This window comes from Nonomuraea sp. NPDC004702, from assembly GCF_053601695.1.
The window spans coordinates 1-23,758 of sequence record NZ_JBSGCE010000027.1 but is presented as its reverse complement, the minus strand read 5'-3'; the positions used below and the strand labels follow the sequence as shown (position 1 = coordinate 23,758).

The following is a 23,758-nucleotide window of genomic DNA, read 5'->3' as shown; positions in this document are numbered from 1 at the left end:
TCAGGGGGTTGCCAGCGCGTCGGCCCAGGGCGGGTTCGCGCCCGCCACCGAGCACGTCAGCGCCGACACCCGGGCCGCGAAGGACGCGGCGGCCACGGCGGTGTCCAGGTCGAGGCCGTCGAGCCGGCCGCCGAGCAGGCCGCGCGCGCCCAGGTCGTGCAGGAGCCCGGCGGTGAAGGAGTCGCCGGCGCCGACCGTGTCCACGACGACGACCTCCGGCGCCCGCACCTCCGCCCGTTCGCCGTCGAGGGACACCAGCGCGCCCGCCGCCCCGCGGGTCACCACGACGAGCCGGGCCCCGGCGGCGTGCCAGGTGTCGCAGGCGCGTTCCACCGGCACGCCGGGCATCAGGAAGCGCAGGTCGTCCTCGCTGAGCTTGAGCAGGTCGGCCCACCGGCACCAGCGCTCGACCCGGTAGTCCTCGCGGGCGGCGAGAGTGGGCCGCACGTTGGGATCCACCGAGACGGTGGCCCGCGCGGCGGCCGCGCGCGCGAACTCCTCGACCGCCGCCCGGCCCGGCTCCCTCACCAGCGCCAGCGACCCGGTGTGCAGGCAGGCGGCCGGGCCGAGCCGGGCCGGGGTCAGCTCGTCCCGGCTCCACTGCCAGTCGGCGGTGCCGCCCGCGTAGAAGGTGTAGGCGGCCTGGCCGCCGTCGTCGAGCGCGGCGACCGAGAGCGTGCTCGGCTCCGCGGCCTCGACGGCCGCCGACAGGTCCACGCCCGAGGACGCCAGCCGTTCACGGAACAGCGCGCCGAACACGTCGCCGGAGATGCGTCCGAGGAAGCGGGCCGGCGTGCCGAGCCTGGCCAGCGCCACCGCCGTGTTGGCCGGGCCGCCGCCCGGCAGCACCCGCAACCCGAGCTCGCCGCCCTGCCCTGCGCCACCTGCCACGCCACCTGCCGCGCTGCCTGTCGCGGTGGTGAAGCCGTCGGCGACGCACTCGCCCAGAACAGCGATCATCGAGCCTGCCTTCCTGGCGCGCGCCGCCGATGCACCGTACGCCCCGGGCGGCATCGACGTCTCCGGATGGGAGCTCATCATCGCAGCCCGGCCGCCTTCCCCGCCCCTGTCGGCTCCGGGGCCGCGTCCGGCGTGGTGCGGGCCCGTCAGGTGCGCTGGTCGCCGTCCTTCAGGTGGCCGGGCAGGCCGGTGTTCGGGACGTCGAGCTGCCGGGCGTACCGGTCGTTCAGCTCCGGCCAGCCGAAGCCGACCGCCGCCGCACCCCGGATCGGCGGGATCGGCCGCCCTTCGAGCAGCCTGTCGGCCACGTCGAGGCAGAGGTGCCATCCGGCCGCCACCTTCGGCAGCAGGTCGCGGTCCAGGACGGTGTGCCGCAGCGTCAGACGCGTGCCGCCGCCGGTCGCCGCCAGCTCCCACCGCAGCAGGTCGGTGCCGAACGTGTACTCCAGCAGCGTCTGCGGCTGGACGCGGACGACCTCGGCCACCAGGTCCTGAGGCTTCTCGTCGTCGATCATCGTGAGGGTCGCGCCACCGGCCACGGAAAGATCACGGTCGGCGGTGTACGGCGCCCACGCCGCGAGCTGTCCGGGCTCGGTCAGCGCCCGCCACACCTTCTCCGGCGGATGCCGCAGGTCGCGGACGAAGACGAGGGTCCAGCGACCTTCCGTCACCTCGCTGCCGACCTGGGCCGGCGGGCTCGGGCGGTACGCGTCTGGGGTCATGGCTGCTCCAGGTTGTCGAGATGGCGCTCAAGGGCGTCGAGATGCGTGTCCCACAGGGCCCGGTACGGCTGTAGCCAGTCGTCCAGCGCCTGGAAGGGGCCGGCGTGCAGGCGGTAGATGCGCCGCTGCGCCTCGGTGCGGCAGGTGACGAACCCGGCCTCCCTGAGCACCTTCAGCTGCTTGGACACCGTGGGCTGGCTGACATCGAGCGCCTCGACCAGCTCGTTCACACTGCTCTCGGCCATCCGGAGCCGATCGAGGATCCGACGCCGGGTCGGCTCGGAGAGCACGGAGAACGCGTCGACGGACATGCCTTCATATTCCCTTTCGGGTATATGCCTGTCAAGGAATACATGTCGCGCATCCCTGTCGGCGGGCCCTTCGGCGAGCCGCGGAACTCGTCGCGGCTCGCGAGGTCCCCTCGGCTCGCGAGGTCCCTTTGGGTCGGGAGGTCTCCTCGGCTGTGTCGCCTCGCCGGATTTCTGGCCCGAGAACGGGTCGTTCGCCGGCGTCCGTTTCGATGAGGGGGGTCGTCCGGGGTCCTGCCCTGATGGCTGCGGGGGCCGGGATTCCGGTCGGGCATGTGGTTTTTTCGTGTCCGTCCGAGGGCTCGCTAATGTTACCTCTTCGTGATGTGCGGCGCTGGCGGACGATTTGTCCCGAGAGGGTGTCTCTAGAGGAGATTAGTTGCCCGACTTTTCGTTTTTATGCGGAAAAGTGGGACAGCGCTGCCCGATCATTCTTGTGGTTACGATTCCTTCGTCCAGTCGTTCTGCGGAGCGGAGGGGAAGAAGGGCGCCATCGATTCCCACGATTTGGCCGAACTCGAAAAGCGCCGAAACGACCCCGACTTCGCCGTGGCGTTCGCCGCCGTGATGCCGCCGCGCCAGCTCAAGAGCCTTCTGGCCGGTCTGCGCCGCGCGCATGCCATCCAGTCCACCAGCCTTGACAGGCTGGCCAGGGCGCTGAGCACGCTTCTCGGCACCGCTTCGCGCGCACCTGGCGCGGCCAGGATCTCGACCCCTTACGTCCACCGTCTGCTCGAAAACCTCGATGACCCGGAAACCGGGTTCGCGCTCGGGCAATTGTTGCGATACGGCTGTTTCGCCGACGTGTTCCTGCGCGACCTCGCCTTCAAGGTCTACGACTACGAACGCAGCCAGCCTCCCGCGTCCCCGTACTGGCGGAACCTCTGTCCGGACTCGCGGCCGATGTGCGCCATTCCCCTGGACGAACGGGACCCCATGGCGGCCGTCATGGCCGCCCTGTCCAACCACCCCCGGGCCGCCCGCGAATTCCTGACGGACGAACGGCGGGACCCGCTGGAATATCTCCTCTACGAGCGCTTCTGGCCCGGAAGCACCGAGGCGTACCTCGACCAGGCGATCGACATCGCGGGCCTCTGACAATCCCGGACCGCAGCTAGCGGCGGCACGACCGCACCCACCGCGCCATGATCGAGTTCATCCGCGCCCTCGCTGTCCCCGCAGCCCGGCGAACGTCCTGGCGAATCCGAACTCAGTCGACGATCGCGCCGCTGGTCAGGTTGGCGATCGTCCCGGTCATGGCCCCCGCTCGATCCGACGCCAGGAACGCGGCCGTCTCCGCGATCTCGGAGAGCGTCGGCAGCCTCTTGAGCAGCGTCCCCTGCGCCATCGCCCCGCCGTCGAGCATCTCCTCGACCGACTGTCCGGCCGCTGCCGCCGCCTGCTCGAAGAGCTCCTTGGTGTAGGAACCGGCGGCCGGCGCGTCGACGACAGCGTGGGGACGGATGCCGATCACCCGGACATTGCTCGGTGCCAGCTCCGCGGCCAGAACCCGGGAGAACGCCTCCTTGCCGGCCGCGCTCACGGCGTGTCCCAAGATGCCGCCAACGGCCAGCTTGGCGCCCGGCTCCGACAGCGTCAGGATCACACCGGGACGCTCGCCCCCCATGTGCCGGGCCACGGCCTTGCTGGTGATGAACAGCGTCCGCAAGAAGCCGTCGATCGGCCGCATGAACTCCTCCAGCGACAGATCCGCCAGCGAGGTTCCCTGGTCGTGCTGGACGCTCACGGCGTTCACGGCGATGTCGATGCCGCCGGCCGTCGCCGCGACCGCGGCGGCGTGCTTGTCGACCGCCTCCTGGTCGAGCACGTCGACCCGCGCCGTCTCGACCTTTCCGCCCGCGGCGGCGATGTCACGCGCCACGGCGTCGAGCTTCGCCTGCGTCCGCCCGGCGATGAACACCCGCGCGCCTTCCCTGGCGAAGACCCGTGCGATGGCGCCGCCGATCGCGCCGCCGCCTCCGTAGAGCACGGCGTTCTTGTCCTTGAGCAGCAATCCACTCATCGGTGACCTCCACATGATCGTTGTTCCGGACGGGCGGGCGGGCTCGCTGGTCACGCCGTGGTCGTGGCCATGGAGCCGTGCGCCATTCGAGAGCGCACTTGCGTGATGCAAGCGACATTAGAGGGGTAGTCTTGCATCACGCAAGTGCTCCTCTGGGAGGTGGGGTCGCCATGCTCGGCAAGACCTACGACACGCAGGTGTGCTCGGCCGCCAGGGCGCTGGAGGTCGTCGGCGAGCGATGGAGCCTGCTGATCGTGCGTGACGTGCTGTTCGCCGGAGCGACCCGGTTCGCCGACTTCCAGCGCCTGGGCATCGCGACCAACATCCTGGCCAAACGCCTGGACAGCCTGGTCGACGCGGGCGTACTCGAACGGCGATCGAGCAAGGAGCAGCCCGACCGGGGCCGCTATGCCGCGACCGCGAAGGGGCTCGACCTGGCACCCGTGATCATCGCGCTGACGCAGTGGGGTGATCGATGGGCGGCACCCGACGGTCCGCCCATCCTGTATCGGCACACCGGTTGCGGCGGGGCCATCACCGAGCAGACCACCTGCGGCACCTGCGGCGAGGTCACCGACCTCGGACAGATCCACGTCGTCCACGGTCCCGGCTTCCCCGAGGCCCTCATGGCCTCCCGGACCCCGCGGTGACACTCCGCCCCGGGAGATGAGGGCTCAGCATGCATGATCACTCACTCGTCGAAGCCGACCTGCTGGACAGGATGGAGCGGAACCTGGCGGAACACGCCTGCCACCTGCACCGGAGCATGCCCGGCGCGACCGTCACGGAGACCGATGACCTCCTGGTCGCCGACAGCGGCCTGGACGACGACACCTTCAACATCGTCGCCGCGGCCCGCTTCACCGTCGCCGACGCCACGGCCCGCATCAGCGAGACCGCTCGGACGTTGACTCGCACCGGCCGCCGTTTCTCCTGGTGGGTGGGGCCCGCCTCGACACCGCCGGACCTCGGTGCCCGACTGACGGCGGCCGGTCTGCCGGCGTCCGAACGCGAGACGGCGATGTGGGCCGAGCTGGACGACGCCCTGCCGCCGCCCGCCGTCCGGGGGCTGGACATCCAGCGGGTCGCCACGCCCGGACAGCTCGCCGACTACGCCACGGTTCTCGCCGCGAACTGGGATCCGCCCGCCGGCACCGTCCGCCGCTTCTTCGCCCGGGCCGCCCCGCAGGCGCTGGCCGCGCACTGCCCGGCCCGGTATCTGGTCGGCTACGTGGACAGCCGTCCGGTCTGTTCCGCCGAAGTGTTCCAGCACGCGGGGGTCGCCGGCATCTACAACATCTCCACCCTGGCCGCCCACCGCCGACGGGGCTACGGCGGCGCCATCACGCTCGCGGCACTGCGTACGGCCCGCGACCGAGATCACCGCATCGCGGTCCTGCAGGCGTCGGCCGACGGTGAGCCCGTCTACCGCCGCCTGGGCTTCCGCCCCTGCGGCCACTTCACCGAACACCCCGTCAACCCCTGAACCCCGGGCGCTGGTTCACAGCCTCTTGTCAAGGGCCGGGCCCGCGGAGTCCCTGAGCGCGACCGGGCGACATGGCCTGGGAAGGCCGCGCCACGGCCGGGGCGTCAGCTGGGGCGGGCCTCATCGACCCCGGTGTCACCGGGCCGGCAGGGCCAGGCACAGGGCGTCCAGCGCGGCGGCGAACGCGTGCTCGGCTGGTGTGCCGTACCCGACGACCAGGCCGTCGCGTGCCGGCATGGCGCTGTCCGGATGCCGGTAGGGACCCAGGCCGTCGAGGGCGAGGCCGAGGCGGCGGGCGGCGCGCAGGGTGGCCTCCTCCGTGCCGGGGGGAAGGTCGAGCACGGCGTGCAGGCCTGCGGCGATGCCGCTGACGGTGATGTGCGGGGCGCGCTCGGCGAGCGTGGCCGTGAGCAGGCTCCGGCGGCGCCGGTAGATCGCGCGCATCCGGCGCAGCTGGCGGTCGTAGGCGCCGCAGGCGATGAAGTCGGCCAGGGCGAGCTGGTCGGTGACGCTCGACCAGAACTCGCGCGCACCTTTGGCGGCGAGCACGTCGTCCACCAGCCGGGTGGGCAGCGCCATCCAGCCGAGCCGCAGCGATGGGGACAGGCTCTTGCTGGTCGAGCCGAAGTAGACGACGCGGTCGGGGTCGAGGCCCTGCACGGCGCCGACCGGTTCGCGGTCGTAACGGAGCTCGCCGTCGTAGTCGTCCTCCAGCACCAGGCCGCCCGTGGCGCGGGCCCAGTCGATGGCCGCGGCCCGCCGCCGGGGGTGCAGGGCGCCTCCGGTGGGGTACTGGTGCGCCGGCGTCAGCAGGACCGCTCGCACGTCTGTGGCGGGAAGGTCCTCGATCCGGGCGCCGTGGGCGTCCACGGTGAGCGGGACGGTCCTCAGCCCGGCCTCGGTCAGCAGAGAGCGGTGGAAGGCGAGCCCGTAGGCCTCGACGGCGACCGGGCCGCGCAGTACCTGGCACAGCAACCGCAACCCGTGCGCGTACCCCGAGCAGATCACGATGTGCTCCGCCGTGGTGCGTACGCCTCTGGTGCGCGCCAGGTAGTCCACCAGCGCCTGACGCACCTCGGGCCGGCCGCGGGGGTCGCCGACGCCGAAGGCGTCGCTGGGCGCGGCGGTCAGCGCCCGCCGGGCCGACGTGGCCCAGGCCGAGCGGGGGAAGGCGGCGGCGTCCGGGGAACTGGGCGTCAGATCGTGGACGATCCGCGGGCGGGACGGACGCGCGGGAGCTCGCCGCAGGTCCGGCTCCACCGGCGCGGCGCGGTGCGCGACCTCGGTGCCCGAGCCCTGACGTGCGGTGAGCCAGCCCTCCTCGACGAGCTCGGCGTAGGCGGCGGCCACCGTGTTGCGGGCGATGCCCAGGTCCACGGCGAGGGCGCGGTAGGGCGGCAGCCGGACGCCGGGCGCCAGCCGTCCGGACCGGATGGCCTCGCGCAGGGCGCGCATCAGCCGTACGCGGGCGCCGCCGCTGCCGGTGAGCTCCAGATGCAGGTCGCTGCCGCTCACGAATTGGCCCAGGAAAGAGACATGAGAATGCACCATATCGTGGGCCGATCACGCTCCTAGCGTGGTGGCATGACGAACGTTGCCATTGCCGAACGGATGAACCTCTCGCGTGTCGCCCCCAAGGTCTTCAAGGCCGTGCTGGCCCTGGACGCCGTGGCTCGCGAAGGGCTGGACCCCGTGCTGATCGAGCTGGTGCAGATCCGCGCCTCGCAGATCAACCGGTGCGCGTACTGCATCGACTACCACACCGGCGACGCCCGCCGGGCGGGGGAGAGCGAGGCGCGGATCTACCAGCTCAGCGCCTGGCAGGAGGCCGGCCTCTACACCGCGAAGGAGCGCGCCGCTCTGGCGCTCACGGAGGCGGTGACCCTGCTGCCGCGAGGAGTCGAGGACGAGGTGTACGACGAGGCCGCGCGGCACTTCGACGACAAGGAACTGGCCCAGCTCATCGCGCTGATCTTCACGGTCAACGCCTGGAACCGCATGAACGTGACCACGCGCAAGACCCCCGGCACCGAGTAAGCGCCCCGTGTCCCTGTTCCCGGGCGGTGGCCGCCCCGTCGCGGCCACCGCCCGCGCCTTGACCGCACCCGGAGAGGCCCCCACCCCATGACCACCATCGAGGCAAGCTCGCCGGCCGCGGCCCAGGGCCCCGGCCCCTCACCGGTCCGGGGCTGGTCCGCGATCCTCGCCGTCACGCTGGGCATCTTCGCCCTGATGACGTCCGAACTGCTGCCCGTCGGACTGCTCACCCCCATCGGCGCCGCCCTCGACCTGTCCGAGGGCACCACCGCGCTCATGGTCACCGTGCCCGGGCTGGTCGCCGCCGTCGCGGCGCCGCTGGTCACTGTGGCCACCGCCCGGATCGACCGCCGCCTGGTGCTGGTCGTGCTGATCGGCATCGTGGGCGCGGCCAACCTCGCTTCCGCCTTCGCCACCAGCTTCGCCGTCGTCCTGCTGGCCCGCTTCCTGATCGGCATCAGTGTCGGCGGCTTCTGGTCCCTGGCCGGCGGCATCGCCCTGCGCCTGGTGCCCGAACGCCACGTGGCCCGCGCCACCGCGGTCGTCTTCGGTGGCGTCGAAACCGCCTCCGTGCTCGGCGTGCCCGCCGGCACCCTGACCGGTGACCTCGCCGGGTGGCGCACCGCGTTCGCCGCCGTCGGCGTGCTCGGCCTGATCTCGCTGGCCTGCATGGTCATCGTGATGCCGAAGGTGGCGCCGCAGCGCACCCTCACGTTCGCGGACCTGCCGCGCGTGCTGCGCACCCACCGCGCCGTCCGCACCGGTCTCGCCATGACCTTCCTGGCCATCACCGGGCACTTCACCGCCTACACCTTCCTGCGGCCCATCCTCCACGACGACGGCGTCGCCGACGGCATGATCAGCGTGCTGCTGCTCGTCTTCGGCGTCGCCGGCATCTGCGGCAACTTCCTCGCCGGCGCCCTGGTCACCACGCGCCTGCGGCAGACCGTGTGCGGCATCGGCCTGCTGCTCACCGCCGCCATGGCCGCCGTGGCGATCGGCAGCCACGACGTCCGGTCCGCGGCTGCGGTCCTGGTCGTCTGGGGACTGGCGTACGGCGCCGTCCCGGTCACCTTCCAGACCTGGATGCTCAACGCCGCCCCTACCGCCACCGAGGCCGCGTCCTCCCTGTACGTCTCGACGTTCAACCTGTCCATCGCCCTCGGCGCCTTCGCCGGCGGACTGGCGGTCGATGCCGCCGGCCCGGTGAGTGTGCTGTGGATCGGCGGCGCCCTGGCCGTTCTGGTGCCGCCGCTCGTCACCGTCGCGGGCCGCCGGACATGACGACGGCCCGCACCGCCTCAAGGCATCACCCTTGGTTCGCTCTACGTCGAGGGCGGACACCGTTTCACGGGTGAGTGCAAACGAGTAGGCACCCGATTCTGTGATGCTCGCCGCGCGAGTGGTGTTGAGGTGTGTCATCAGGCGGCTCGGCACCAACCGCTCAGCACGTCTGCTCGACCACATCCGCGCCGACCTCCGACAGCACGGCACCCCCGAGGAGGTCGCCGAACTCGACGCCGCCGAGAGGGAGCTGTCGGAGCGCCGCGCCCGCGAAGGGGGCAGGCCCCCGAAGGCCGGCTGAATCCACGGGCAGCACGAGAGCTGCAACGAGCTCCAGCATGAGAGGCGCACGGAGGCCGTCAGATCGCATGATGGTTTTCGCGGTGCTCGGCGAGCCGGCCCCCCGGCGTCGTCGGCCCGGATCCGGTCGCTCGACTCGAACCGGGTGCGGCACCGGGAACGGTCGTCGGGATGTCCGGCCGTGCCGCACTCACGCTTGCCGGCGTCGGACCGGGACCGCGACTCGACGAAGATCCGTCACCGCCGGACAGTCCGGCGGGAGGGAGGGTCAGGGGCGGAGGCCGGTGAAGAGGTCTTCCTCGTGGTCGGGGGCGTTGACCTTGTTCAGCTTCCGTTCGAAGGCCTCGTGGGAGAACGCCTGGTGCTGGGCCTCGTCGGGCATGCGGAGGAGGAAGATGTTCTCGCCCTGGCTCTCGTGGGCCTTGAGGGCTTTGAGCTTGCGCTCGACGTACGGGGTGACGTCGACGACGGCGTTGACCCGCTCGTCGGGGGTGCCGAAGTCGTCGGACGGCTCGAAACCGCCCAGGTCGACGCCGCTGTCGCGCATCAGCTCGAACATGCGCTTGATCGCCGCCCGGGGGATCGCCGTGTAGTAGAACTTGTCGGGGATGCCGGTCGCCTCGACGGCGGCCACCGTGATGCGGTGGGCCTGCACGTGGTCGGGGTGGCCGTAACCGCCGCCGCCGGTCTCGTCGTAGGTGACGACCACCTGCGGGCGGTAGCGCTCCATCAGCTCGCCCAGCCTGGCGGCGGCCACCTCGACCGGCACGTTGGCGAACGCGTCCGGGTGGTGGTTGGTGTCCCAGCCGTCCATGCCGGAGTCGCGGTAGCCGAGCAGCTCCAGGTGGTCGATGCCCAGGTGCGCGACGGACTCGCGCAGCTCGGCCAGCCGCCGCTCGGCCACCCTGGTGGCGTCGTGCCCCTCCTCGCCTGGTTTGACGCCGCCCGTGTCGTCACCCTGCTCGCCGTTGGTGCAGGTGACCAGCACGGTGCGGATGCCCTCGTCGGTGTAGCGGGCGAGGACGCCGCCGGTGCTCAGGCACTCGTCGTCGGGGTGGGCGTGGACGACCATCAAGGTGAGTTCCCGATCCATGAAGGGAACCCTACTCGGCGCGTGCGACACTTCCGGCCGCGCGTCCCGCGGCGACGGACAAGGAGGGGCGGGTCAGGCGTCGGCGATCAGCGTCGCGGCCTTCCGGCGGGCGACGGCGGCGGCCGCGCGGTCGCCCAGCCCGTCGGCCACCGCCGCATGCTTGAGCCAGTTGAACGGGCTGCCCGGCCGCACGCCGATCCGCTCGCTCACCAGCGCCCGCGCCAGCTCGTGCCGCCCGCCCCGCAGCGCCGCCTCCAGCAGCGTCTTCTGCACGGCGTCCCGCTGGGCGTGGCTGCCGCCGAACTCGCCGACCCGGTGCCGGATCGGGTGCAGCAGGTCGACCACCGCCGCGAAGTCGCCCCGCCCGTACGCCACCAGGGCCCGGCACACCGGCAACCCCACCCGCAGCGTCATCGCGACGTTGGTCACCCCCGGACGGCACTCCAGCGTGTACGCCTCCCGCGAGGCGATCAGCTTCTCCGCCTCCCCGATCCGCCCGGCCCCGACGTACGACATGACCGCGTGCACGTCGTTGAAGGCGTAGAACGGCTCGGCCACCAGCGGCGGCCACGCCTCGGCCAGGGCCTGCCAGCGTTCGTGCTGGTCGGAGCCCTCCAGCAGGAGCCGCCAGAGCAGCGCGGCGGCGTCCAGCAGCTCCATGGACGTGCGCCCGCCGGCCAGCGCCGCGTCGTGCACCTCCAGCGCCCGCCGCGTGTCGCCGCTCTCCAGGGCGTAGAGGGCGTAGTGCCACCAGGTGTGGACGTTGAAGAACGTGCCGGTGGACCAGTCGTCCAGGCGGGCGTCGAGGTAGCGCACGCCCTCGCCGAAGCGGCCCTGCATCTCGTAGGTGTGCACGACCGCGTGGATGCCCCACACGTCGCGCGGGTTGAGCTCGACGGCGCGCAGGCCGACCTGCTCCGAGCGGTCGTAGTGGCCGGCCTCCTCCAGGCCGAAGGCGTACATGCCGAGCAGGTGGCCGAAGTGCCGGTCGTCCTCGTGCCAGGCGGTGAGCGCGCCGCCGATCCGGTCGCGCAGCGAGCGGGCGTCGCCGGTGAAGAAGTCGAGCTGGTGCCCGGCGGCCAGGGCCAGCGCGTCGCGCGGGTGGGCGACGGCGATCTCGGCGAGCAGCGCGCCGCAGGTGGTCAGGTCGCCGTCGAGCAGCGCCTGGACGGCCGCCACGTGCGCGCGCTCGCGCGGCAGCAGCGACGACTCGTCGGCCCGGCGGCGGAAGGACGCGAACCGGGCGCGCGCGGCACGGGCGCCGGCCGCCTCGGTGGTCAGCAGGTCGAGGTAGGCGGCCAGCACGTTGCCCATCGGGAAGCCGGGGGAGTCGGCCAGCGCGGCGGCCGCCTCGGCGCCGACCTCGGCCCGGAAGTGCAGCAGCTCGTCGATCGCCCGGTCGTAGTGGCGCGCGGCGGCGGCGCTCGCGCCGGACATGGCCAGGCCGTGCTGGTCGGTGGTCACCCCGCCACTGTAACCGCGCGACCGTCGGCGGCTCAGGGCGACGGCACGCCGGCCTCAGAGCTCATTCGTACCCGTACGACTCACAAGAACCCTTGTCCGGAAAAGTCGCCAGACGTAATGTTTGTGACCGAACAAGGTGAAGGAGAGCCATGCGCCTGGAAGACGTCGACCTCGCCGACCCCGGCCGGTTCACCGACGGAGTGACCCCCTGGCGCATGTTCGACGTGCTGCGCGCGCAGTCGCCCGTCCACTGGCAGGACGAGCACGGCCACGGCAGCGGCTTCTGGGCGGTCACCAGGCACGCCGACATCGTGGCCGTCGGCCGCGACCCGGAGACGTTCACCTCCGAGGGCTTCACCAACCTGGAGGAGGTGGACGAGCGGCAGGCCGCGATCCGGCGTTCCCTGCTGGAGACCGACGGCCCCCGCCACCACGCGCTGCGGCGGCTGCTGCTGCGCGACTTCTCGGCCAGGGCGGTGGCCGGCTACGAGGTGTTCCTGCGCGGCCTGACCGCCACGACCCTGGACGCCGCCCTGCCCAAGGGCGAGTTCGACTTCGTCAAGGAGGTCGCCGCCGACTTCCCGATCAACGTGCTGGCCCGCATGCTCGACGTGCCCGACACCCAGCGGCTCATCGACTGGGGCAACCAGATCATCGAGAACACCGACCCGGAGCGGCTGCGCGAGAGCGAGGAGTTCAAGGACCTGCCCTTCCGCAGCCCGGCCTCCCTGGAGGTCTTCGAGTACGGCCGCGAGCTGGCCGCCCGCCGCCGCGGCGGCCACGGCACGGACCTGGTCAGCAGGCTGGTCAACCAGGAGCCCGTGGACGGCCTGCCGCTGTCGGAGCGCGACTTCGACAACTACTTCCTGCTGCTGGTCGTGGCCGGGAACGAGACCACCAGGCACGCGATCTCGCACGCCATGCTCGCCCTCATGGAGCACCCCGCCCAGCTCGACCGGCTGCGCGCCGACCCGGCGCTGATGCCCCGGGCCGTGGACGAGTTCCTGCGCTGGGCCTCGCCCGTCTACCACTTCCGCCGCACCGCCACCCGCGACGTCACCCTGCACGGCCGCCGCGTCGCCGCCGGCGACAAGGTCGTCATGTGGTACGCCTCGGGCAACAGGGACGAACGCGTCTTCCCCGCCCCGTACCGGTTCGACGTCGCCAGGGACGCCGACGAGCACCTGACGTTCGGCAGGGGCGGCCCGCACTACTGCCTCGGCGGCGCGCTGGCCAGGCTGGAGATCCGGGTGCTGTTCGAGGAGCTGCTGCCGCGCCTGTCGTCGATCGAGCTCGCCGGCGAGGTGCGCAGGATCCGCTCGAACTTCGTCAACGGCATCAAGGAGCTGCCGGTCAGATGCTCTCCAGGTGCTCCATGACGCGCCGGAGCGAGCCGGCCAGCTCGCGCCGCTGATCGCTGTCGAGCTCCTTGACCACGAACGCCTCCTGCCGGTTGAACTCCGGGAACAGCTCGCGCATCAGCCGCTCGCCGGTCGCGGTGAGCGCCAGCATGACCCGGCGGCCGTCCGTGGGATGCGGGAAGCGGCGCAGGTGACGGTAGGACTCCAGGGTCTTGACCACGCCCGTGAGCGTGCCCTTGGAGATGCCCGCCTCGGCGGCGACGTGGCGGGTCTCGCTCTCGCCCCAGATCCACACCACCCACATCACCACGAACCCCGTCCAGGTCAGGCCGGTGTCGCGCAGGACCGTCTGCTCCAGGTGGTTGCGGATGGCCGAGGAGGCCCGGTAGACGTTCGACACCGCCCACATGGCCTCGAAGTCGATGTTGAGGTCGCCCAGCCGCTGGCCGATGGCCTCCTCGGTCTGGCGCAACGTGTGGTGTCCCGTCATGGCACGAAAGTATATTCGGTACCTAACAATCTTCGCGTTCGCCGCTCACGAACGGGACCAAACGACCCGGCCGCCGAACACCGTCAGGTCCACCGGCGCGGCCACGACGTCGTGGTCCGCCGTCGCCGCGCTGACGCACAGGTCGGCGACCTTGCCAGGGGTGAGCGTGCCCTTCCAGCCCTCGGCGAAGTCCTGCCGCGCTCCGGCGATCGTATAGGTGGCCAGGGCCTCGGCGAGCGAGATCCCCTCGCCGTCGCGGGCGACCAGCGCCGCCACGCCCGCCCGCCAGTCCGGCGCGGTCACCGGCGCGTCGGAGCTGCACGCGGTCAGCACGCCCGCGTCGATCGCCGAGCGGGCCGGCCACTCCTGCTCGGCCGCCCGCGCGCCGAACAGCTCGCGCGTGGTGCCCGACTCCACGCGCTGCAGCACCGGCTGGAGGTTGATCCCGTAGCCCAGCTCGCCGAGCGTGGCCAGCGCCTGCTTCGAGGCGAACTGGCCGTGGATCACGTAGTGGCGGGGGTCGGCCCTCGGGTGCTCGCGGGAGATCGCGGCCAGCGCGTCCACGACGGCGTCCACGCCCCGGCTGCCCACCACGTGCACGCCCGCCTGCAGGCCGGCCACGTGCACCAGGCGCAGGATCTCGTCCAGCTCGGCGACCCGCTCGGCGTCCGTGCCGCCGTGCGTGCACAGCGAGCCGTGCCCGCCCGACGGGTACGCCTCCCGCATCCAGGCCGTCTCCGACGGCGGGATACCGTCGGCGAACACCTTCACGCCCAGCAGCCGGACCAGCCGCTCGTCCACGCCGTCCAGGTCGTCCGGCAGGCGGTCGAGGTAGGCGGCGGTGTCGGCGACCGAGGCGCCCGACATCGGGCTCGGCAGGCCCAGCACGCTCACCCGCGCGGTCAGCTCGCCGGCCCGGGCCAGCTCCGCGTACGCGCCCAGCACCCCCGGCCCCATGCCGCCCGCGAACGCCTCCCCGCCGCCCGGCCCGAGGCCCGGCTCGGTGAAGCTGGTGATCCCGGCCCGGTTCAGCTCGGCCACCACCTCGCGCAGCACCCGCCTCAGCCCGCCGGGCGGCGGCGGCACCAGGCGCTGGACGAGGCCCTGGTCCCCGTGGTGCAGCAGGCCGTCGCCGTCGTCGGGCAACCCGGCCAGCCGGAGCGCGGCGGAGTTCGCCCACGTCGTGTGGCCGGAGAAGTCCTGGAGGAGGACGGGATGGTGGGGGGCGACGTCGTCCAGGTCCGTCCTCGACGGCGACCGGCCCTCGGCCAGCCGGCCGGGGTTCCAGCCGATCCCGCGCACCCACTCGCCGGGCCCGGCCGCGCGTACCGCGGCGGCGACCCGCTCCCGCACCTCGGCGATCGACCCCACCGCGACGTCCACGCAGAACGGCGGGCGGGTCAGGCCGTAGCCGCAGGCGTGCAGATGGGAGTCGTTGATCCCGGGCAGCAGGACGCGGCCCCGCAGGTCCACCACCTCGGCCGCGCTCCAGCCGGCGGCGTCGCCGACGTGCGCGATCACGCCGTCGCGCACCGCCACGCCGGTCGCGTACGGCCGCGCCGGGTCCATGGTGAGCACCCGCCCGTTGACCAGCAAAAGATCCGCGTTCGTCATGAATCATCTCCCAAATAGGCGCGCCTGAGCGCGGCATCCGACTCGCGCAGCGGCGCCGGGTTGCCGCCGTAGGTGATCGCGCCGTGGGCCAGCACGTACGCGCTGTCGGCCAGGGCCAGGGCCGCGTGCGCGAACTGCTCGACCAGCAGCACCGCGCAGCCCTCGTCGGCCAGCCGCCGGATCACCGGCAGCAGCCGGCGTACGACGCCCGGGGCCAGGCCGAGCGACATCTCGTCGAGCAGCAGCGCCGCGGGACCGGTCCCGATGGCCCTGGCCAGCACCAGCATCTGCTGCTCGCCGCCGGACAGCAGCCCGGCCCGCACGTCGAGCCGCCGCTCCAGCTCGGGGAACAGCTCCAGCGCGCGCCGGGGGTCGCCGGCCAGGGCCAGGTTCTCGCGCGTGGTGAGCGTGGCGAACACGGCCCGGCCCTGCTCCACGTGCGCCAGGCCGTGCCGGGCCCGGTGGGTGCGCGGCCGGCCGGTCAGCGTGGTCCCGCCGAGGACGATCTCGCCCCCGGCGGCGGGCAGCACGCCCGAGACCGCTTCGAGCAGCGTGGTCTTGCCCGCGCCGTTCGGGCCGAGCAGGACGGTGACCTGCCCGCGCGCGGCGGTCAGCGTCACGCCCCTGACCACCGGCTGGCCGCCCCTGGCCACGGTCACGTCCCGCAGCACCAGGTCCATGGGGTCGCCTCCCGTCCGCCCGCTCACGCGGCGGGCTCCTGACCCAGGTAGGCCCGCAGGACGCCGGGCTCGGCGAACACCTCGGCGGGCGGGCCCTGGGCGATGACGCGGCCGAAGTCCAGCACGGTCACGCCCGTGCACGCCGCCCTGACCAGGTCCAGGTCGTGCTCGATGAGCAGGACGGCGGCGCCGTACCGGGCGGGGACCCGGCGCAGCCAGGCGCCCAGCCGTTCGCTCTCGGCGTGCCCGAGGCCGGCGGCGGGCTCGTCCAGCACCGCGACCGCGGGACGGGCCAGCAGCGTCCCGGCCACCTCCAGCAGCCGCCTGCTGCCCACGTCGAGCGCGGCGATCGGGTCGCCGGGCGCCGCCGCCACCAGCCCGGCCAGGCCCTCCGCCAGCTCGGCGTCGCTGAGGGCGCGGCGCGCGGCGAAGCGCAGGTACTCGCGCACCGACAGGCCCACCGGCACCCGGTCCTGCTGGAACGTGCGGCGCAACCCGGCCCTGGCACGCCGGTGGACCGCCGTGCCGCCCCGGGCCCCGGCGACGGCCACGCCGCCGACCTCGACCAGGCCGCCCCCGGCGGGCACGAACCCGCTGATCGCGTCGACCAGGGACGACTTGCCCGCGCCGTTCGGGCCGACCAGCCCGTGCACCTCGCCGGCGAGCACGGTGAGGCCGACGCCGTCCACGGCCACGACCTGGCCGTACCGCACGCTGACGCCCTCGATCCGCAACGCCGGCGGCCGTCCGTCCGGGCCGGGCGCGGGGAGCTCGGGCGCCGCCGCCGCGGTGGGCACGTCCGGCCCGGCACCGGACCCGCGCGAGCGGCGGGCACGGCGGGCACGGCGGGCACGGCGGGAGCGCAGGGCGGCGCGCAGGCCGTCGCTCATGCCCGAGCCCTGCGTCATCGCCTGCACCGCGCCCACCGCGAACACGACGTTCGCCCACTGCTGCGGCACGCCGAACCGCCGCAGCAGCTCGCTCACCAGCACGCCCAGCGCCCCGCCGACGAGCGCGCCCTCCGCGTGGTGGGCGCCCGCCATCACGGCCACCGCGTAGGCGACCAGCGACTGCCCCGGGTCGAAGTTGCGCGAGACCACCATGGCGAGCTGCCCGGCCAGCAGCGCCCCCGACACGCCCGCGATGAAGGCGCTCACCGCGAAGGCGCTCAGCTTGGCCCCCGGCACGCTGGTCCCGGCCGCCGCCGTAGCCCGTTCGGACTCCTTGAGCGCCCGCCACGACGCCCCGAGCCGGGTCCGCCGCACCACCGCCAGCGCCACCGCCACCAGCGCGAAGACGCCGCAGCAGAACAGGAAGAACTGGCGGTCGGAGGTCAGCCCCGCCGGACGGCCCACCACCACGCCCTGGCTGACGCCGGGGAAGGAGTTGGCGGCCATCACGACGTCCACGGTCGCGGCGAAGCCCAGCGTGACGATCGCCAGGTGCACGCCGCGCAGCCGCAGCGCCGGCAGGCCGATGAGCAGCCCGAACGGCACGGCGGCCAGGCCCGCGAGGGGCAGCCAGACGTACAGGCCGCCGGGGACGCCCCAGACGTTGAGCTGGGCGGTGGTCCAGGCGCCGATGGCGGCGAAGGCCATCTGGCACAGCGACACCATCCCGGCCTGCCCGGCCACCACGCCGAGGCTCTGCAGCAGCACCCCGGAGATGACCGCCGACATCGCCAGGAACACCCAGTACGCCGGCAGCCCGGCGGCCAGCCCGTAGGCCGCCGCCGCCATCAGGACGCCCGCGGCCGCCCACCGCGCCACCGGCCCGTCAGCGGGACGCATCCCACACCTCCCGCCGCCGGCTCCACACCAGGATCAGCAGGATGGCCGCGAACGGCACCACGTCCCGGTACTGCTGCACCACCGCCGACCCCGCGAGCACCCCTTCCAGCAGCCCGAGCGCCAGACCGCCGGCCAGCGCCCCGGCCAGCCGCCGCAGCCCGCCGAGCAGCGCCGCCGCGCAGGCGGGCACGATGAGCATGCTCAGCGACAGGATGTCGCTCGACCGCACGGGCGCCACCACCAGCAGCACCAGCGACGACAGCGCGCCGGCCAGGGCCCACACGGTCACGGTGAGCGCCCGGGTGCCGATGCCCAGCAGCTCCGTGGTCACCGGCCGCTCGGCCATGGCGCGCAGGCGCAGGCCCAGCGGCGTCCGCGTGAGCAGCAGCCAGGTGCCCGCGCCGATCACCACGGCCAGGGCGAGCAGCACGACCGCGCCCTGCGTCACCACCACCCCGGCCAGCGTGGCGACGCGGCCCGCGGCCGGGTTCGGCAGCACCCGCGGCTCGTCGCCGAAGGCGATGTAGGCCAGCGCGATGATCCCGATGAGCTGCGCGATCGACACCGCGGTACGGGTCTGCGGCCCGCTCTCGGCGAACCACCGCGTCATCACGAACCCGCACCCTGCCGACACCAGCGCCCCCGCCGCCACCCCGGCCAGGGCCGCCGCCCAGTACGGCCACCCCGTCCCGGCGAGCGCGGCCATCACGTACACCCCGGCCACGCCGGTCGCCGCGACGGCCAGGTTCACCGTCGCGGTCAGCCGGTACATGGCGGTGAGCAGGAGGCCGAGGGCGGCGAACGTGCCGCCCGCGGCCAGCCCCGAGACCAGACCCTGGAGCATCAGCCGAGCGTCCCCGGGTAGCGCACCCACTCGCGGGTGACCACGTGCCACGAGCCGCCCCTGAGCTGGACGATCTTGCCGGCCCGGTTGGAGAAGTGCCTGGGAGCCTGCCCAAACTCGTACGGGGTGCCGGTCATCGGGGTCTGGACCGGCTTGAGCGCCTGGAACGCCGCCGTCACCGACTCCCGGGTGATCGGCCCCTTGATCGTCCTCAGCGTGTCCACGAAGTACGTGGCCGCCAGGTAGCCGCCCTGGCCGAAGGAGGTCAGCGGCACGTTCTTGGAGGTCATGAGCGTGCGCCAGTCCTTCAGCGCGGGCGAGTCGGCCTCGGTGAACGGCTCGAACTCGGCGTTGGCGTACATGCCGTCCCCGTCGGCGCCCAGGGCCTTGGCGACGGCCTCGGTGTAGGGCGCGGTGGTCATCAGCCAGTCGATCCCGCTGAGGCGCTGCTGCTTGACGACCTTCATCCAGGAGATCGCCATCGGCTCGGTGCCGTTGTACAGGACCGCCTGGCAGCCCTCCCGCCGGGCCCGCAGCACGAACGGCGTCGGGTCGGAGTCCGGCTTGACCGTGCGGTCGTCCAGGGTGAGCTTCTTGCCGGTGAGCGCGGTCCAGCTCTTCACGGCCCCGCCGTAGGCGTCGTTGGTGTTGCCGAGGATGGCCAGGAACATGCAGACCTTGTCCCGTTTGAGCACCTCGGAGGCGTAGTAGAGGTTGATCGCCATGTTGAGGTACGGGCCGGTGTTCACCGGGGAGATCGCCGGGGACTCGAAGCAGGTCGGGTCGACGCCGGTGCCCTGCACGGAGACGATCCGCGACTGCTGGTAGAAGGGGGCGTTCACGGCGCAGTCGAGCAGGCTGGCCGAGCCGACGAGCGCCACCACGCCCTGGTTGGTGACGACGTCCCGGGCGGCCTGGGCGGCGGCGGCCGGGTCGCCCTTGTCGTCGGCGCTGACGTACTCGATCTTGTGGCCGTTGACGCCGCCCTGCTCGTTGACCCGGTCGAAGACGGCCTTGGCGGCGGCCGAGGAGTCGGGGAAGGTGACCGCGCCGCTCAGCGAGCTGACGCCGCCCACCTTGATGACGTCGCCGGCGGCCCCGGACGAGGCGGCCGGCGGGTCGTCGGACAGGCCGCACCCGGCGGCCAGCAGCAGGGCGGCGAGCGGGACGGCGAGTGCCCTCATGGGGATCATGGGCGACCTCTCTGCGGATTTTGGAGGGATCGTAAGGTGCCAAACGATTGGGTTCAAGAGCTAGCTTGCTGAAGATCGTTCGGGTATGAATGCAAGATGAATCAACCGCGCATGCAACTCGTGCTGTCCGAGAACTGGACGATGACCTCGGCCCGCGACCTGCCGGTGCTGGTCCGGTGGGCGCGTGAGGCCGAGGACGCCGGGTTCGACTCGGTCATGATCAGCGAACACCTCGTGCTCGGCCCCGACGCCGGTGCCCGGGGCCGCATGGCCAACCCCCGCGAGTACGCGCTGCCCGGCAACCAGGACCCGTTCACGCCGTGGCCGTACTCGCTGGGCCTGCTGGCGGCCGTCGCCTCGGTCACCACCCGGCTGCGCCTGGCCGCCGCCGCGGTGCTCGCCCCGCTGCGCCACCCGCTGGCGCTGGCCCGCGAGCTCGGCACGCTCGACCTGCTGTCGCAGGGGCGGCTCGTCGTGCTGCCCACCGTGAGCTGGAGCCGCGACGAGTACGCCGCGCTCGGCGTGCCCTTCGAGCGGCGCGGCGAGCTCCTCGACGAGCACCTGGAGATCTGGGAGCTGCTCTGGCGGGACTCGCCGGTCACCTACCACGGCCGGCACTACCGGTTCGACGAGGTGTACTTCGAGCCGAAGGCGTACCGGGAGAGCGGGCCCGCGCTGTGGTTCGGCGGCGCGCGGATGAGCGGCCGGCTGCTGCGCCGGATGACCCGCTGGGGCAGCGGGTTCAACCCGCTCGGCTACCCGCCCGCCGAGGACATGAAGGCGCTGGCCGACGGCATGAAGGCGGCCGGTCGGGACATCGGCGAGCTGGAGCTGGCCGGCGGCACGCGGGCCGTCTTCCCCGACGCCGTCTCCTGCGCGCCGCTCGGCCCCGCCCTGGAGCACATCCCGGCCCGGATGGCCGAGGGGTACACCACGTTCTGCATCAAGCCGTCGCAGTTCATCGACGACCCGGACGGCGTGGGCGCGTTCTGCCGCGAGGTCATGCGCCGCGTGGGCGAGCTGACCGGCTGAGGACGTCGCGCGGCCGGCCCTCATCCGGCCGCGCGACGGGATCATGGGACGAGCGCCTCCCGGACCAGGGCCGTGTCGGTGAACTGCTCGAACCGGGTGGCCACGCCGTCCTCAAGGTGCCAGACGTGGGTGAAGCGCACCCTCATCGACTTGCCGGTGGCGCGGTAGGTGCCGCTGTAGTGGCCGATCACGACGACCACGTCGCCGCCGTCCACGAACTCCTCCGGCTCGGCCTGGTAGCCGTCCCACTCGCTGCCCAGCTTGGCGAACACCTCCGACAGCACCTGCTGCGGCCCCACGTACGTGCCCGCGTACGGGAAGCCGGCCATCTCCGTCCACCGGGCCTGCGGGCCCAGCAGGGACACGATGCCGTTCACGTCGCCGGCCGCCGAGGCCGCGTACGAGGCGCGTACGGCGTCGAGATTGTCGCTCATCTGTGTTTCTCCTCAGACCGGTTCCTCACCGGCCGGATAGGTGACCTGACCCAGCGGCTCGATGTGCGCGCCGCCGGGGGAGTGGTGGATCTCGCCCTCGCCCGACAGGCCGAAGAAGGTGCCGACCGTGCGCAGGGCCGTCCAGTCGTAGAGCCAGGTGGCCGCGACCGGGATGCGGAACTCGCGGAAGGTGAACACGTACAGGCCGTCGGCGATCTTCCAGGCGGCGGCGAGATCGACGTCGCCGTGGCCGCGCTGCGCGCCGGCCAGGCACTGCCAGGCGTAGCGCTCGGAGCTGAGGTAGACGTGCTCGTAGAGGTGCTCGGGGCTGTAGCGGTACAGGGCCCGGCGGCCGATCAGCTCGCGGGTCGGCGCGGGCGGCTCGCCGGTGACCTCCCGGCCCTCGATCACGCCGGGCGTGAACGTCTGCGACACCCGCGGCTGCCCCGGGACCGGCTCGGGCGCGATGACCGAGACCACGCGCAGCGCCCGGCCCGTGCTGGTGTGCAGGACGGTGACCGTGTACTCGCGGGGCCGCTCGGCGTGCGCGCGGCCGACGTAGAACAGGTCCTCGCGCATGGCCACGGCCTCGTACGGCTCGGCGGGGCCGCCGTCGGCGTGCAGCTTGTAACGACCGGCGAAGGCCAGGGACGTCTTGCTGCCGTCGTCGAAGGTGAGGTCCACCTCGGTGCCCGCGAGCGCGTACGTGGCCGGAAGGCGGTTCGTGGCGATCCCGGGCGCGAAATCGTCCATGTTCTTCCAACCGGCAGGGCGATCGGTCATGGCCGCTCCTTCCTCCACGAATTCGTCTATGAAATCATATAGCTTCCCGTTGTAAAGGAGTAGGCGATGAGGCTCAAGGGAAAGGTCGCGCTGATCACCGGGGCGGGCACCGGCATCGGCGCGGCGACCGCCCGCAGGTTCGCCGCCGAGGGCGCCTCGGTCATGCTGACCGGCCGCCGTCCCGGGCCGCTGGCCGAGGTGGCCGCGGACCTCGGCGACGCGGCGGCCGTGGCCTGCGCGGACATGTCCGACACCGGCCAGGCGCGGGCGGCGGTCGAGGCGTGTCTGGGCCGCTTCGGCGGGCTCGACGTGGTGGTGGCCAACGCGGGCGGCCACGGGGGCGGGCCGGTCGGCGAGACCGACGACGCGTCCTGGCGGCTCAGCCTCGACGCCAACCTCAACACCTGCTTCGTGACCTGCCGGGAGGCGCTGCCGGCGCTGGTGCGGGCGAAGGGGGCGATCGTGGTCGTGTCGTCGATCGCGGGCCTGGCCGCCGGCCCTGCCGTATCGGGATATGTCACGACGAAACACGCGCTCATCGGCCTGACCCGCTCGATCGCCCGCGACTACGGCCCCCAGGGCGTCCGGGCCAACTGCCTGTGCCCCGGCTGGGTGCGCACGCCGATGGCCGACGAGGAGATGGACGTGCTGGTCGGCCGGGACGGCATCACCCGCGACGCGGCGTACGAGCTGGTCACCAAGGACGTGCCGCTGCGCCGCCCGGCCACCGCCGACGAGATCGCCGCGATCTGCCTGTTCCTCGCCTCGCCGGACAGCGCCGTCATGACCGGCAGCGTGGTCGTGGCCGACGGCGGCGCCACCGCCGTCGACCTGCCCACCCTCGCGTTCGACTGATCGGCGACGCCTAGAACGCCGTTTTCCGGGCAAAGGGGAGTTCTTCCGCAAACCCCCAGGAGGAACGGTGAGCACCGCACAGAGCGCGGGCCGCGAAGCCATGGACGCGGGCCGCGAGGCCAAGAACGCGGCCCGCAGAGCAGCGGACAGCCCGGCGATGACCACGCTGGCCCGCATCGGGCTGGCCTGCCGCGGCGTGCTGTACGCGCTGATCGGAGTGCTGGCGTTGCAGATCGCCTTCGGCGACGGCTCGCGCCAGGCCGACAAGTCGGGAGCCATCACCACCATCGCCGGACTGCCCTTCGGCCAGGTGCTGCTGTGGATCATGACGGTCGGCTTCGCCGGGCTGGCGTTGTGGCAGGCGTCGGAGGCGCTGTTCAGTCACCGCAAGGCGAGTGACCGCGCGCAGTCGGCCTTCCGCACCGGCGTGTACGTCCTGATCTGCGTGACTCTGCTGAGCGTGCTGCTGGCCGGTCAGGCCAAGTCCGACGACAAGCAGTCGCAGAACCTGACGAGCAAGCTGCTCGACCTGCCCGGCGGCCAGATCATCGTCGGCCTGATCGGGCTCGGCATCGTCGCCCTCGGCATCTACTGGATCCACGAGGGCGTCACCAAGAAGTTCGAGCGCGAGCTCGACCTCGGCCGCATGTCGCCCAAGGCCCGCAAGGTGATGGAACGGCTGGGCCAGGCCGGCTACATCGCGCGCGGCGTGATCACCGGCGGCGCCGGCGTCTTCGTCGGCTACGCGGCGGTCACCTTCGACCCCGACAAGGCGGGCGGCATCGACGCCACCCTGCGGCGCTTCGCCGACACGCCGGTGGGGCCGTGGCTGCTCGCGGTGGTGGCCCTCGGGCTGCTGCTGTTCGCGGGCTACTGCTTCGGCGAGTCCCGCTGGCGCCGCACCTGAGGCCGTCCCAGCGGCGAACCGGCGGCGGGCCCCCGGCACGGGGGTTCGAGCGCGCCGCGCTCACCGGCCCTGCGCGGCACCCAGGCCAGCCGGACGCC

The 23,758-nt window shown here is 72.9% G+C and carries 25 protein-coding genes; 10 read left to right on the top strand and 15 right to left on the bottom strand.

Annotated elements, in window-relative coordinates; genetic code table 11:
• From ACWEJ6_RS29400 to ACWEJ6_RS29390, 3 genes are all read right to left on the bottom strand, one after another.
• Window positions 1–960 carry a carbohydrate kinase family protein gene (locus ACWEJ6_RS29400; protein ID WP_452427885.1) on the bottom strand — a complete coding sequence of 320 codons (960 nt, stop codon included), beginning with the start codon at window positions 958–960 and terminating at the stop codon, window positions 1–3.
• A gap of 146 nt (window positions 961–1,106) precedes the next feature.
• A complete protein-coding gene (locus tag ACWEJ6_RS29395) occupies window positions 1,107–1,682 on the bottom strand; it encodes an SRPBCC family protein (protein WP_452427883.1) in 576 nt (191 codons plus the stop codon).
• On the bottom strand, window positions 1,679–1,993 hold the full coding sequence (locus ACWEJ6_RS29390) for an ArsR/SmtB family transcription factor (RefSeq protein ID WP_358286085.1): 315 nt from the start codon (window positions 1,991–1,993) through the stop codon (window positions 1,679–1,681). The genes ACWEJ6_RS29395 and ACWEJ6_RS29390 overlap by 4 nt, the downstream gene beginning before the upstream one ends.
• Before the next feature lie 504 nt (window positions 1,994–2,497).
• Here ACWEJ6_RS29390 and ACWEJ6_RS29385 point away from each other — a divergent pair.
• Entirely contained in the window at window positions 2,498–3,088 is a 591-nt protein-coding gene (locus ACWEJ6_RS29385; RefSeq protein WP_387669586.1) for a hypothetical protein, read from the top strand.
• 112 nt (window positions 3,089–3,200) lie between these two features.
• On the opposite strand, the gene ACWEJ6_RS29380 is transcribed toward ACWEJ6_RS29385, so the two are convergent.
• A complete protein-coding gene (locus ACWEJ6_RS29380; RefSeq protein ID WP_452427880.1) occupies window positions 3,201–4,013 on the bottom strand; it encodes an SDR family NAD(P)-dependent oxidoreductase in 813 nt (270 codons plus the stop codon).
• A 170-nt stretch (window positions 4,014–4,183) separates the two neighbouring features.
• Between ACWEJ6_RS29380 and ACWEJ6_RS29375 the strand changes: the two genes are divergently transcribed.
• Together ACWEJ6_RS29375 and ACWEJ6_RS29370 are read left to right on the top strand one after the other, a co-directional pair.
• A complete protein-coding gene (locus tag ACWEJ6_RS29375; RefSeq protein ID WP_452427878.1) occupies window positions 4,184–4,663 on the top strand; it encodes a winged helix-turn-helix transcriptional regulator in 480 nt (159 codons plus the stop codon).
• 29 nt (window positions 4,664–4,692) lie between these two features.
• Window positions 4,693–5,499 (top strand): GNAT family N-acetyltransferase, encoded by an 807-nt coding sequence (locus ACWEJ6_RS29370; RefSeq protein ID WP_452427876.1) that lies wholly within the window; start codon window positions 4,693–4,695, stop codon window positions 5,497–5,499.
• 135 nt (window positions 5,500–5,634) lie between these two features.
• Here ACWEJ6_RS29370 and pdxR read toward each other — a convergent pair whose 3' ends face one another.
• Window positions 5,635–7,014 carry a MocR-like pyridoxine biosynthesis transcription factor PdxR gene (gene pdxR / locus ACWEJ6_RS29365; RefSeq protein ID WP_452427874.1) on the bottom strand — a complete coding sequence of 460 codons (1,380 nt, stop codon included), beginning with the start codon at window positions 7,012–7,014 and terminating at the stop codon, window positions 5,635–5,637.
• Between the two features lie 69 nt (window positions 7,015–7,083).
• On the opposite strand from pdxR, the gene ACWEJ6_RS29360 reads away from it, so the two are divergent.
• The 3 genes from ACWEJ6_RS29360 to ACWEJ6_RS29350 all read left to right on the top strand — a co-directional run bounded on the left by ACWEJ6_RS29360 (window position 7,084) and on the right by ACWEJ6_RS29350 (window position 9,121).
• Window positions 7,084–7,536 (top strand): carboxymuconolactone decarboxylase family protein, encoded by a 453-nt coding sequence (locus ACWEJ6_RS29360; protein ID WP_358286094.1) that lies wholly within the window; start codon window positions 7,084–7,086, stop codon window positions 7,534–7,536.
• Between the two features lie 87 nt (window positions 7,537–7,623).
• Entirely contained in the window at window positions 7,624–8,820 is a 1,197-nt protein-coding gene (locus tag ACWEJ6_RS29355; RefSeq protein WP_452427872.1) for an MFS transporter, read from the top strand.
• Between the two features lie 103 nt (window positions 8,821–8,923).
• Window positions 8,924–9,121 (top strand): hypothetical protein, encoded by a 198-nt coding sequence (locus tag ACWEJ6_RS29350; protein ID WP_452427870.1) that lies wholly within the window; start codon window positions 8,924–8,926, stop codon window positions 9,119–9,121.
• A 267-nt stretch (window positions 9,122–9,388) separates the two neighbouring features.
• On the opposite strand, the gene ACWEJ6_RS29345 is transcribed toward ACWEJ6_RS29350, so the two are convergent.
• Both ACWEJ6_RS29345 and ACWEJ6_RS29340 read right to left on the bottom strand, forming a co-directional pair.
• On the bottom strand, window positions 9,389–10,213 hold the full coding sequence (locus ACWEJ6_RS29345; protein WP_387669574.1) for a PIG-L family deacetylase: 825 nt from the start codon (window positions 10,211–10,213) through the stop codon (window positions 9,389–9,391).
• A 72-nt stretch (window positions 10,214–10,285) separates the two neighbouring features.
• Window positions 10,286–11,677, bottom strand: coding sequence for a tetratricopeptide repeat protein (locus tag ACWEJ6_RS29340; RefSeq protein WP_452427868.1), 1,392 nt, complete (start codon window positions 11,675–11,677; stop codon window positions 10,286–10,288).
• A 149-nt stretch (window positions 11,678–11,826) separates the two neighbouring features.
• Here ACWEJ6_RS29340 and ACWEJ6_RS29335 point away from each other — a divergent pair, with 149 nt between their 5' ends.
• Entirely contained in the window at window positions 11,827–13,056 is a 1,230-nt protein-coding gene (locus ACWEJ6_RS29335) for a cytochrome P450 (protein WP_452427866.1), read from the top strand.
• Here the strand turns inward: ACWEJ6_RS29335 and ACWEJ6_RS29330 are convergent.
• The 6 genes from ACWEJ6_RS29330 to ACWEJ6_RS29305 are packed head-to-tail and all read right to left on the bottom strand — an operon-like array spanning window position 13,031 to window position 19,649.
• On the bottom strand, window positions 13,031–13,528 hold the full coding sequence (locus ACWEJ6_RS29330; protein ID WP_352327198.1) for a MarR family winged helix-turn-helix transcriptional regulator: 498 nt from the start codon (window positions 13,526–13,528) through the stop codon (window positions 13,031–13,033). The genes ACWEJ6_RS29335 and ACWEJ6_RS29330 overlap by 26 nt on opposite strands.
• A 45-nt stretch (window positions 13,529–13,573) precedes the next feature.
• A complete protein-coding gene (locus ACWEJ6_RS29325) occupies window positions 13,574–15,142 on the bottom strand; it encodes an amidohydrolase (protein WP_452427864.1) in 1,569 nt (522 codons plus the stop codon).
• Window positions 15,139–15,849, bottom strand: a complete 711-nt coding sequence (locus ACWEJ6_RS29320; protein WP_452427862.1) for an ABC transporter ATP-binding protein — start codon at window positions 15,847–15,849, stop codon at window positions 15,139–15,141. Before ACWEJ6_RS29320 ends, ACWEJ6_RS29325 begins: the two co-directional genes overlap by 4 nt.
• Window positions 15,846–17,612 carry a branched-chain amino acid ABC transporter ATP-binding protein/permease gene (locus ACWEJ6_RS29315; protein ID WP_452427860.1) on the bottom strand — a complete coding sequence of 589 codons (1,767 nt, stop codon included), beginning with the start codon at window positions 17,610–17,612 and terminating at the stop codon, window positions 15,846–15,848. Before ACWEJ6_RS29315 ends, ACWEJ6_RS29320 begins: the two co-directional genes overlap by 4 nt.
• Entirely contained in the window at window positions 17,599–18,456 is an 858-nt protein-coding gene (locus tag ACWEJ6_RS29310; protein WP_358286106.1) for an ABC transporter permease subunit, read from the bottom strand. The genes ACWEJ6_RS29315 and ACWEJ6_RS29310 overlap by 14 nt, the downstream gene beginning before the upstream one ends.
• On the bottom strand, window positions 18,456–19,649 hold the full coding sequence (locus tag ACWEJ6_RS29305) for an ABC transporter substrate-binding protein (RefSeq protein ID WP_452427858.1): 1,194 nt from the start codon (window positions 19,647–19,649) through the stop codon (window positions 18,456–18,458). Before ACWEJ6_RS29305 ends, ACWEJ6_RS29310 begins: the two co-directional genes overlap by 1 nt.
• Before the next feature lie 96 nt (window positions 19,650–19,745).
• Between ACWEJ6_RS29305 and ACWEJ6_RS29300 the strand changes: the two genes are divergently transcribed.
• The gene (locus tag ACWEJ6_RS29300) at window positions 19,746–20,681 is read left to right on the top strand and encodes a TIGR03619 family F420-dependent LLM class oxidoreductase (RefSeq protein ID WP_452427856.1); all 936 of its coding nucleotides are present in this window, start codon (window positions 19,746–19,748) and stop codon (window positions 20,679–20,681) included.
• A 41-nt stretch (window positions 20,682–20,722) separates the two neighbouring features.
• Here the strand turns inward: ACWEJ6_RS29300 and ACWEJ6_RS29295 are convergent, their stop codons facing one another.
• Together ACWEJ6_RS29295 and ACWEJ6_RS29290 are read right to left on the bottom strand one after the other, a co-directional pair.
• Window positions 20,723–21,115, bottom strand: a complete 393-nt coding sequence (locus tag ACWEJ6_RS29295; protein ID WP_352330080.1) for a nuclear transport factor 2 family protein — start codon at window positions 21,113–21,115, stop codon at window positions 20,723–20,725.
• A gap of 12 nt (window positions 21,116–21,127) precedes the next feature.
• On the bottom strand, window positions 21,128–21,898 hold the full coding sequence (locus ACWEJ6_RS29290) for a MoaF C-terminal domain-containing protein (RefSeq protein WP_387669562.1): 771 nt from the start codon (window positions 21,896–21,898) through the stop codon (window positions 21,128–21,130).
• 66 nt (window positions 21,899–21,964) lie between these two features.
• On the opposite strand from ACWEJ6_RS29290, the gene ACWEJ6_RS29285 reads away from it, so the two are divergent.
• A complete protein-coding gene (locus ACWEJ6_RS29285; RefSeq protein ID WP_397156209.1) occupies window positions 21,965–22,753 on the top strand; it encodes an SDR family NAD(P)-dependent oxidoreductase in 789 nt (262 codons plus the stop codon).
• Window positions 22,754–22,820: 67 nt separating this feature from the next.
• Complete coding sequence (locus tag ACWEJ6_RS29280; RefSeq protein WP_364337656.1) at window positions 22,821–23,660, top strand: DUF1206 domain-containing protein; 840 nt, start codon at window positions 22,821–22,823, stop codon at window positions 23,658–23,660.
• The last annotated feature ends 98 nt before the right edge of the window (window positions 23,661–23,758 follow it).

What these genes read in the sequence shown, in the direction of transcription:
- ACWEJ6_RS29400 (WP_452427885.1), bottom strand. Translation starts at nt 960, where the DNA reads ATGATCGCTGTTCTGGGCGAGTGCGTCGCCGACGGCTTCACCACCGCG.
- ACWEJ6_RS29395 (WP_452427883.1), bottom strand. Translation starts at nt 1,682, where the DNA reads ATGACCCCAGACGCGTACCGCCCGAGCCCGCCGGCCCAGGTCGGCAGC.
- ACWEJ6_RS29390 (WP_358286085.1), bottom strand. Translation starts at nt 1,993, where the DNA reads ATGTCCGTCGACGCGTTCTCCGTGCTCTCCGAGCCGACCCGGCGTCGG.
- ACWEJ6_RS29380 (WP_452427880.1), bottom strand. Translation starts at nt 4,013, where the DNA reads ATGAGTGGATTGCTGCTCAAGGACAAGAACGCCGTGCTCTACGGAGGC.
- ACWEJ6_RS29375 (WP_452427878.1), top strand. Translation starts at nt 4,184, where the DNA reads ATGCTCGGCAAGACCTACGACACGCAGGTGTGCTCGGCCGCCAGGGCG.
- ACWEJ6_RS29370 (WP_452427876.1), top strand. Translation starts at nt 4,693, where the DNA reads ATGCATGATCACTCACTCGTCGAAGCCGACCTGCTGGACAGGATGGAG.
- ACWEJ6_RS29360 (WP_358286094.1), top strand. Translation starts at nt 7,084, where the DNA reads ATGACGAACGTTGCCATTGCCGAACGGATGAACCTCTCGCGTGTCGCC.
- ACWEJ6_RS29355 (WP_452427872.1), top strand. Translation starts at nt 7,624, where the DNA reads ATGACCACCATCGAGGCAAGCTCGCCGGCCGCGGCCCAGGGCCCCGGC.
- ACWEJ6_RS29350 (WP_452427870.1), top strand. Translation starts at nt 8,924, where the DNA reads ATGCTCGCCGCGCGAGTGGTGTTGAGGTGTGTCATCAGGCGGCTCGGC.
- ACWEJ6_RS29345 (WP_387669574.1), bottom strand. Translation starts at nt 10,213, where the DNA reads ATGGATCGGGAACTCACCTTGATGGTCGTCCACGCCCACCCCGACGAC.
- ACWEJ6_RS29335 (WP_452427866.1), top strand. Translation starts at nt 11,827, where the DNA reads ATGCGCCTGGAAGACGTCGACCTCGCCGACCCCGGCCGGTTCACCGAC.
- ACWEJ6_RS29330 (WP_352327198.1), bottom strand. Translation starts at nt 13,528, where the DNA reads ATGACGGGACACCACACGTTGCGCCAGACCGAGGAGGCCATCGGCCAG.
- ACWEJ6_RS29325 (WP_452427864.1), bottom strand. Translation starts at nt 15,142, where the DNA reads ATGACGAACGCGGATCTTTTGCTGGTCAACGGGCGGGTGCTCACCATG.
- ACWEJ6_RS29315 (WP_452427860.1), bottom strand. Translation starts at nt 17,612, where the DNA reads ATGCGTCCCGCTGACGGGCCGGTGGCGCGGTGGGCGGCCGCGGGCGTC.
- ACWEJ6_RS29310 (WP_358286106.1), bottom strand. Translation starts at nt 18,456, where the DNA reads ATGCTCCAGGGTCTGGTCTCGGGGCTGGCCGCGGGCGGCACGTTCGCC.
- ACWEJ6_RS29305 (WP_452427858.1), bottom strand. Translation starts at nt 19,649, where the DNA reads ATGATCCCCATGAGGGCACTCGCCGTCCCGCTCGCCGCCCTGCTGCTG.
- ACWEJ6_RS29300 (WP_452427856.1), top strand. Translation starts at nt 19,746, where the DNA reads ATGAATCAACCGCGCATGCAACTCGTGCTGTCCGAGAACTGGACGATG.
- ACWEJ6_RS29295 (WP_352330080.1), bottom strand. Translation starts at nt 21,115, where the DNA reads ATGAGCGACAATCTCGACGCCGTACGCGCCTCGTACGCGGCCTCGGCG.
- ACWEJ6_RS29290 (WP_387669562.1), bottom strand. Translation starts at nt 21,898, where the DNA reads ATGACCGATCGCCCTGCCGGTTGGAAGAACATGGACGATTTCGCGCCC.
- ACWEJ6_RS29285 (WP_397156209.1), top strand. Translation starts at nt 21,965, where the DNA reads ATGAGGCTCAAGGGAAAGGTCGCGCTGATCACCGGGGCGGGCACCGGC.